General features: G+C 47.4%; 8 protein-coding genes. 6 read left to right on the top strand and 2 right to left on the bottom strand.

What is annotated here, in order from left to right; translation table 11 throughout:
* Positions 1-315 precede the first annotated feature (315 nt).
* Positions 316-843, top strand: coding sequence for an HD domain-containing protein (locus CHL76_RS10350; RefSeq protein ID WP_094908498.1), 528 nt, complete (start codon positions 316-318; stop codon positions 841-843).
* A gap of 52 nt (positions 844-895) precedes the next feature.
* Here the strand turns inward: CHL76_RS10350 and CHL76_RS10345 are convergent, their stop codons facing one another.
* Positions 896-1,771, bottom strand: coding sequence for an NAD(P)-dependent oxidoreductase (locus CHL76_RS10345; RefSeq protein ID WP_094908497.1), 876 nt, complete (start codon positions 1,769-1,771; stop codon positions 896-898).
* 5 nt (positions 1,772-1,776) lie between these two features.
* Positions 1,777-2,058 carry a YciI family protein gene (locus tag CHL76_RS10340; protein ID WP_079475894.1) on the bottom strand — a complete coding sequence of 94 codons (282 nt, stop codon included), beginning with the start codon at positions 2,056-2,058 and terminating at the stop codon, positions 1,777-1,779.
* A 174-nt stretch (positions 2,059-2,232) separates the two neighbouring features.
* Between CHL76_RS10340 and CHL76_RS10335 the strand changes: the two genes are divergently transcribed.
* The 5 genes from CHL76_RS10335 to CHL76_RS10320 all read left to right on the top strand — a co-directional run bounded on the left by CHL76_RS10335 (position 2,233) and on the right by CHL76_RS10320 (position 7,357).
* On the top strand, positions 2,233-3,228 hold the full coding sequence (locus CHL76_RS10335) for a sodium:calcium antiporter (RefSeq protein WP_094908496.1): 996 nt from the start codon (positions 2,233-2,235) through the stop codon (positions 3,226-3,228).
* A 31-nt stretch (positions 3,229-3,259) separates the two neighbouring features.
* Positions 3,260-3,412: a hypothetical protein gene (locus tag CHL76_RS17085; protein WP_158219150.1), complete on the top strand. Its 153-nt coding sequence runs from the start codon at positions 3,260-3,262 to the stop codon at positions 3,410-3,412.
* Between the two features lie 24 nt (positions 3,413-3,436).
* A complete protein-coding gene (gene trpS / locus CHL76_RS10330; RefSeq protein ID WP_079475892.1) occupies positions 3,437-4,426 on the top strand; it encodes a tryptophan--tRNA ligase in 990 nt (329 codons plus the stop codon).
* An 83-nt stretch (positions 4,427-4,509) separates the two neighbouring features.
* The gene (locus CHL76_RS10325; RefSeq protein ID WP_079475891.1) at positions 4,510-4,788 is read left to right on the top strand and encodes a hypothetical protein; all 279 of its coding nucleotides are present in this window, start codon (positions 4,510-4,512) and stop codon (positions 4,786-4,788) included.
* Between the two features lie 13 nt (positions 4,789-4,801).
* A complete protein-coding gene (locus tag CHL76_RS10320) occupies positions 4,802-7,357 on the top strand; it encodes a CBS domain-containing protein (protein ID WP_094908495.1) in 2,556 nt (851 codons plus the stop codon).

Genomic DNA, 7,357 nt, shown 5'->3' with positions numbered 1-7,357 from the left:
CCTCTAGTTGTCCGCGTTCGATCATGGTAAGATGAGAGTAGCTCATGGTATCCCTCCGTGTGAGTGTTTGGTGGTACTTTCATTTTACCCAGGGATACCATGGGTGTTTTTTATTTTTTACGTGTTGCGCTTAATATTACAATTCAAGTTAAAATAATAACTGAATGGCAGTTAATCTTTCATTTCTCTTGCAATCTGGGCTCACAGTTATTATACTATTAAAAATATCTTTAAAACTTGCAGTACTTCCACAGGGTCCTTAGCCTTCATTGGCCGGGGCCCTTTTGCAAAATAATCTACAAAGGAGGAACAATAATGAGCAGAGTAACGATGATTGATATTTACAAACACCCAATTACTCAAAAGTATGTCCGCCGTTCCGGACTTGCCCATGCCATCCGTGTGGCTGATATAGCATTAGAGCTTGCCGGAGAACGAAACGTGGATGTTGATCTCGCTGTAAAAGCTGGTTTTCTGCATGATATGGGCCATTACCTTTTTTACAAAAATGGGAAATGGGACTTTGAAGAGTACCGGACGAACGACATTCATGCTATTAAGGGAGCAGAGCGGGCGCACAAGCTGTTAATCCGGCTCGGCGAAGAACCGGCTCGGGCAAAAGAAGTCAGTATGGCCGTTTTACTGCATACCGATTCGTATCTTCCGGCAGCTAATATCCAGCGCACTCCGCTGCAGCAAGTAGTTGCGGATGCAGATGAACTTGACGAAGAGCCGTCTGGAAGGCATCATTACCGGTCGATTACAGAAGAAGAAGCATTCACCCGCCTTCATTCTCTCGACGAACGCCTTGGGCGTGCTGTTTCGGAAGCTATGCATTCATAAAATGAAAAGAACCCGCCTTCACGCAGGAAGGCAGGTTCCGTGTCTACATATTTTATTTTTCATTGTTTTTTACGTAATAAAACAAGCTGCTCATATCTTTTTTCCCGAATCCTTCGCGATCTGCTCCTTCAAACAATGAAAGTACCTCTCTTCCCGCTCTTGGAGAAATTCCAACACGATCGCTCATTTCTTTAGCCAGGCCGAGATCCTTCAAAAGCAGTTCAAGCGCAAATCCAGGCTCTTCTTTATTGTCATGAAGAAATTCTGTATAGTGACGGTCATAGATTTTACTCTGCCCCATGCTGTTAGTAATAACGGAATGAAGCATTTCCAGATCAACTCCGGCTTTTTCGGCCATTGTTAACCCTTCGCTTACCGCTGCGGTATGCATACCTACCATAAACTGGTTAATCAATTTCACTTTGGTGCCTTTACCGATACTGCCAGCATACGTAATATTTTTGCCTACCGCTTCAAAAATTGGCCCCGCTTTTTCAAAAGCTTGTTCGCTCCCGCCAACCATGACAGCAAGCGTTCCTGCTTCTGCTCCCGTTGTTCCACCGCTGACCGGAGCATCCAGATAATCCACGCCTTTTTGAGCTGCCTCTGCTTCAATTTTTTCATGCAGCTCTGCCGACACCGTACTGAAGTCGATGACGAGAAGTCCCTGCGAAGCATTCGTAATTACCCCGTTTTCACCGAGCATCATCTCCTCTACATGCTCTGGTTTCGGCAGGCAGGTCATGACGACATCCATTTGCCCAGCTGCCTCAGCCGGAGTGATGCCGGTAGTGCCCCCGGCTTTTTGAAAGCGATCTTCCTTTTCGTTTCCTTTGTTGATTCCGTATACGTCAAATCCTTTATTCAAAATATTGATGGCCATCGGCATGCCCATGTTTCCAAGGCCGATGAAAGCAGCTTTTTTCATAAATACTATTCTCCTTTCGTCCAGACATGCGAGTTCATATCCCACTCATGCATGTGATAATCCCGGGCGCCAAGCTGTATGTAAGGATCCTGTTCAACTATTTTCCGTACAGCCTCCTCTTCTTCCCCGCGGTACATAATTAAACCTCCGGCTCCATCAACAAAACGCCCATAAGCCAGCACATTCCCGTTCAGTTCTTCATCCTCAAGAAACTTCAGGTGCTGGGAACGGAACTTTTGCGATTTTTCTTCGTCTTTCATTGTAAGCAGTACAGCAAATATCTTCATAGTAGCCCTCCTTTGAAGTCTTTCTATTTTATTATAGACGTTGTCCTCCAATATTTACATAGATGAAGGGGTTTTCACGCAGCTTCCTTTTGACCTTCCGGGCAAGTTAAGGTACACTAACCCTGTTCTAAAGCGTTTTAAGCTGAAATTATTGTTAGAGAGGGGACCCCATCATTGGTCTTTGTATTCTTTTTTATAGCGGCTGTTGTTACAGTTATCGCTGCCACTAAGCTGTCTTCGTACTCTGATATTATCAGCGAAAAATCTTCTCTTGGCGGCATGATGGTCGGTACTCTTTTACTTGCTGGAGCCACTTCCCTGCCGGAAGTTACGACGAGTTTAACGGCTGTATTTCTGGATAATCCGGATATTGCCGTAGGCAACGTGCTTGGAAGTAATTTATTTAACATTCTTATTATTGCTGTATTTGATATTTTTTATCGCCGAAGAAGGCTGTTCAACCGAGTTTCCCCAGGGCATACATATACAGCTGGACTTGGAGCGCTGCTTGCTTTTGTCACGGGAGCAGCTTTTCTTCTTCAGCTGTCCTGGAATATTTTTGGTGTCGGTGTTGATGCGCTCGCCCTTTTAATTTTTTATGCAGTCGGGATAGTCTGGGCAAACCGCCAGAATGAAGGGGTTATTCCAGACGAAGAAGAAGAAGAGGTGCCAAAGCCGAATCTTTCACTGCGCCAGGCTGGAATTGGATTTATTATCGCTGCTTTATTCACCTTGGCCGCTGGTACAGTCCTCACGACTACCGGCGACCAGATCGCTGTAATAACAGGCCTGGGCTCAAGTTTTATCGGCAGTTTTTTAATAGCTGCTTCAACCTCCCTGCCTGAAGCAGTTTCTGTTTATGTAGCGATGAAGCTGAAAAACTACAATCTGGCGCTGGGTTCTATTTTGGGAAGCAACTTGTTCAATTTAACCCTGCTTGCCCTGAGTGATATTTTTTACAGAGGAGAACCAATCATTTCCGCAGCAAGCCGGACAAACCTGGTGACTTCTCTCGGCATTACGCTTCTTGCTGCCATAGTATTTTACGCGGTCCTGCGAGGCAGCAAGCGGAAAACACCAGCCTTCTATCTCTGGCCTTCCATCACCCTTGTCATTGTTTACTTTATCGCCTCCTACTTAACCTTTATCGGCCTGGGGGCTGAGTGGTGATGAAGCCATGAAAAGCAGCCTTCGTCTGTGGATGCTTATAACAGCTCTATTGTGGATAGCAGCGCTTGCCCTGCAGGCTCGCTTCGGAGGATTTCCCGCCTGGCCGGGATTTATTCTCTTTATCGCACTCGTTATTGAGTGGTCCGCCCTTCTTGTTCTTAAATATAAAAATCAGCGGAAGTAAGTTTTGGATGAAAGGATGTATAATATGAAAACCGTTTTTTCCGGTGTCCAGCCGAGCGGAACACCTACCATCGGCAATTATCTGGGAGCAATCAAACATTTTGTCGATTTACAGAAGGACTACCGCAGTTTTTTCTGCATTGTAAACCAGCACGCTATCACAGTGCCTCAAGGTAAGCAGGAGCTGCAGCACAACACTCGGAGTCTGGCAGCATTGTATATCGCCGCCGGCCTCGATCCTGAAAAAGCAACGATTTTTATTCAATCGGAGGTTCCTGCCCACGCCCAGCTTGGCTGGATGCTTCAATGCATTGCCTATATCGGGGAGCTTGAACGCATGACCCAGTTTAAAGACAAGGCTGAAGGACGCTCAGGAGTGCCCGGCGCTCTTTTGACTTACCCGCCGCTGATGGCAGCAGACATTCTTTTATATGGTACAGATATTGTTCCCGTCGGTGAAGACCAGAAGCAGCATCTGGAACTGACACGGACGCTCGCTGAACGTTTCAATCAGCAATACAATGATATCTTCACCGTTCCGGAAACAAAAATTGCCGGAAACGGGGCAAGGATTATGTCTCTGCAGCATCCGGATAAGAAAATGAGCAAATCTGATTCCAATCAAAAAGCTTTCATCTCTATGCTTGATGATGAAAAGACGATCATGAAGAAAATGAAAAGCGCTGTTACGGATTCGGGACGGGAGATCCGCTATGATACTGAAAATAAACCCGGAGTAAGCAACCTCCTTACTATTTACGCTATTTCTAAAAACATCAGCATCGAAGAGGCGGAGCAAAAGCTCAGCTCAGAAAGCTACGGCTCTCTTAAAGAAGAGACCGGTGCCGCTGTTGCTGATATTCTCGTGCCGCTTCAGGAGCGCCACGCAGAACTGATGGCGTCTTCAGAGCTCGATGAGATATTAGATCAAGGGGCAGAAACGGCCCGCCTGGCCTCCTCCAAAATGCTTGCAAAAGCAGAGCGTGCTATGGGCCTTGAACGAAAGAAACGGTAGAAGCTCCCAAGTCGGGAGCTTTTATTTTTTCCTTCCCGGGTATTAGTATAGAGGAAATATATCTCGCACCTGGAGGGTCGAAAGTGACTGTACGAGAAGAAAAACAAAAACAGCTACGCGAGCTGCTTAAACAATCTGAGGAGCTGCAACAGTCCATCAACCAGCTGGCCCGGGAACTTGCAAATGAAACCCGGGTGCTGCAGGTTCATTTATACAAGGAGCAAAAAGACCAGCTTGAAGATATTACCCGGTATTTTGACGAAGTGAATATGGAGGCCGACCAGACCCGGCCTGAAGCCATTCTTACCATGGCGCTCAATCACTTCCACAGTCATTTGATGCATGTAAAAAACAGCGACTAAGGAGGCAGCTGCCATGGATGTAATTTTAACCCACCGCCATATGGATTTTGACGCTCTCGCTTCTGCTGTAGCTGCTTCCAGGCTTTATCCGGAAGCCCGTCTCGTTCTGCAGGAGGATCAATCCGAAGAAGTTAATGAATACCTGGCGCTTTTTAAAGATGAATTTCCATTTGTGTCCTCCCGCCATATCGATTGGAATGATCTGCATACAGTAATTTTGACTGATGTCTCCGAACCGGACCGGGCCAAGGACGGACTCACTTTTTCCTCAGCACCGCACTGGATTATTTATGACCATCATACAAACAAAAAAGTGCCTGGGTCACCGGAAGCAGCAATCGATGCAAGGATCGAACCAACAGGCGCTGCCGTCACCATTCTTATTGAAGAACTAATACAGCGCCAGCTCTCTCTTACTCCAACCGAGGCCACTCTGTTAGCTCTTGGGTTATATACCGATACCGGATCGCTCGTCTACCCGAGTACAACGCTTAGAGATCTGCAGGCTGCAGTATTTTTAATGGAGCAGGGCATGAATTTAGATACTGTGGGTCAATATATGGAAGAGTCTCTTTCTCCGGATCAGCAGTATGCTCTAAGGGCATATCTCGGAGCAGCAGAGATCATCGAACGCGAAGGACTTCAGCTTTTAATCACAAAATTTGATGCCGGCGACAAGCACATCGGCGGCTTGAATACCGTTACTTCGAATTTGATAGAAACAACCGGTGCTAGCGCTGTCATTACCTTGACCAAAGCCCAGGGAAAAATATTCGTTATCGGCCGATCGGCTACCGACCGTATCCATCTCCCGGATATCTTAGCCCCTTTTGGCGGTGGCGGACATTCCCGGGCCGGGTCTGCCACCATCAAAGATCAGCTGCTTGATGATGTTTATGACCAGATTAAATCACAGCTCCAGGCTGCAGTAGGACGTTCCATTACTGCAGAAGAACTAATGAGCAGGCCGGTGAAGACGTTAAAACCTGAAACGACCATCAAAGAAGCAGAAGGTATGGTACTCCGCTACGGCCATAGTGGCTTCCCGGTCGTAAACGACCAGTATGAATTGGTAGGCATTATTTCCCGCCGCGATATTGATAAAGCAATGCATCATCAGCTGGGGCATGCTCCTGTTAAGGGATACATGAGCTCTAATTTGCATACCGCGTCCCCACACCACCGGTTTGAAGAACTGCAGCAGCAGATGGTTCAGCATAACGTTGGCCGGCTGCCCATTATCGACCGCCGCGGGGCGTTAATCGGCCTCGTTTCGCGCAGTGACATCATTGCCCGCCTTCGTGAAGATTCTACTGCCTCTGAAACGGTCAATATGGAAGAAAACATGCGCATGACTCTGCCTGATTCGATTCAGCGGTGGCTTCGGGCAGTCGGTGAAGAAGGCGCCCGGCAGCATTTGCGCACCTATTTAATTGGCGGCGTCGTTCGCGACATTATTCTACAGAAGGGCAATGAAGATATAGATATTGCTGTCGAAGGCGACGGCATTGCCTTTGCTTCAGATATCGCTTCCAAGTGGAACGGTGAAATTCATAAGCACGAAGCTTTTGGAACTGCTACAATTACTTGGCCGGACGGATTAAAAATGGATATCGCAAGCTCACGCACCGAATTTTATGAAAAGCCCGGCTCCCTGCCGGACGTGGAAAGTTCTACCTTAAAAGAGGACTTATTCCGGCGGGATTTTACGATTAACGCTATGGCTCTTGCCCTTCATCCTGAAGAGTTCGGGAATCTCATTGACCATTTTTCCGGGCTCGAGGATTTAAAACGAGGGTCTATCCGGGTGCTGCACAATTTAAGCTTTGTGGAGGACCCAACCCGCATTCTTCGGGCTATCCGCTTTGAACATCGCTTTGATTTTGCTATGGATCATGAAACCGAAGCTTTTATTGCCCAGGCGGTTAACGCTATTCATGCGTTGTCGACAGACAGAATACTGGCTGAATTTCAGCGACTCACAGCTGAAATGCCTCCTGCCCAGCTATTTCACCGTCTCCAGAAGCTAGATGTTTTATCTGCCTTTCTGCCTGGAGCGGTCTGGGATAATACGGCAGAACGATTGCTTCCTTATATCACCAGTCTTCAATCCTCTTTGTTCATGACCCTGCTGCCATTGTTTCTTCAGGAAAGCGGGCGGGTGCTATCGGCTGGGCGGGTGGCCGTACGGAAACAGGATAAACAGCTGGTCCGGCATGTGCATCACCTGCTCGATGAAAGCTGGGCACTCTCTATTGAAAGACCCGGTGATTTTCACCGGATAGCTGCGCATGTCTCCCCTCTTTCAGTTGACATCGCTGTTTACTGCCTTGAATACAGTGCCCGGCAGCCGGAAAAAGCGTCTTTGCTCAGACAGTACCAGGAGAAATGGCAAGAGCTTCCCTCCTGGATTTCCGGCGCTGACCTTCGGCGCCTCGGACTCCGCCCCGGACCGCTCTATAAATTCATTATCAGTGAAACCGAAAAAGCCATTATTAATGAAGAAATCACTTCTTCCCAGGAAGCGCTCAATTACGCGGAAGCTCTTATTCACAGCTGCCAGCCCTAA

The organism is Marinococcus halophilus, assembly GCF_002265875.1.
GTDB classification, from domain to species: domain Bacteria; phylum Bacillota; class Bacilli; order Bacillales; family Marinococcaceae; genus Marinococcus; species Marinococcus halophilus.
The sequence above is the reverse complement of the archived record's forward strand: the minus strand, read 5'-3'. Positions and strand labels throughout refer to the sequence as shown.

Coding starts and splice junctions, on each gene's coding strand:
- CHL76_RS10340 (WP_079475894.1), bottom strand. CDS start 2,058: ATGAAGATATTTGCTGTACTGCTTACAATGAAAGACGAAGAAAAATCG.
- CHL76_RS10345 (WP_094908497.1), bottom strand. CDS start 1,771: ATGAAAAAAGCTGCTTTCATCGGCCTTGGAAACATGGGCATGCCGATG.
- CHL76_RS10350 (WP_094908498.1), top strand. CDS start 316: ATGAGCAGAGTAACGATGATTGATATTTACAAACACCCAATTACTCAA.
- CHL76_RS10320 (WP_094908495.1), top strand. CDS start 4,802: ATGGATGTAATTTTAACCCACCGCCATATGGATTTTGACGCTCTCGCT.
- CHL76_RS17085 (WP_158219150.1), top strand. CDS start 3,260: ATGCTTATAACAGCTCTATTGTGGATAGCAGCGCTTGCCCTGCAGGCT.
- trpS (WP_079475892.1), top strand. CDS start 3,437: ATGAAAACCGTTTTTTCCGGTGTCCAGCCGAGCGGAACACCTACCATC.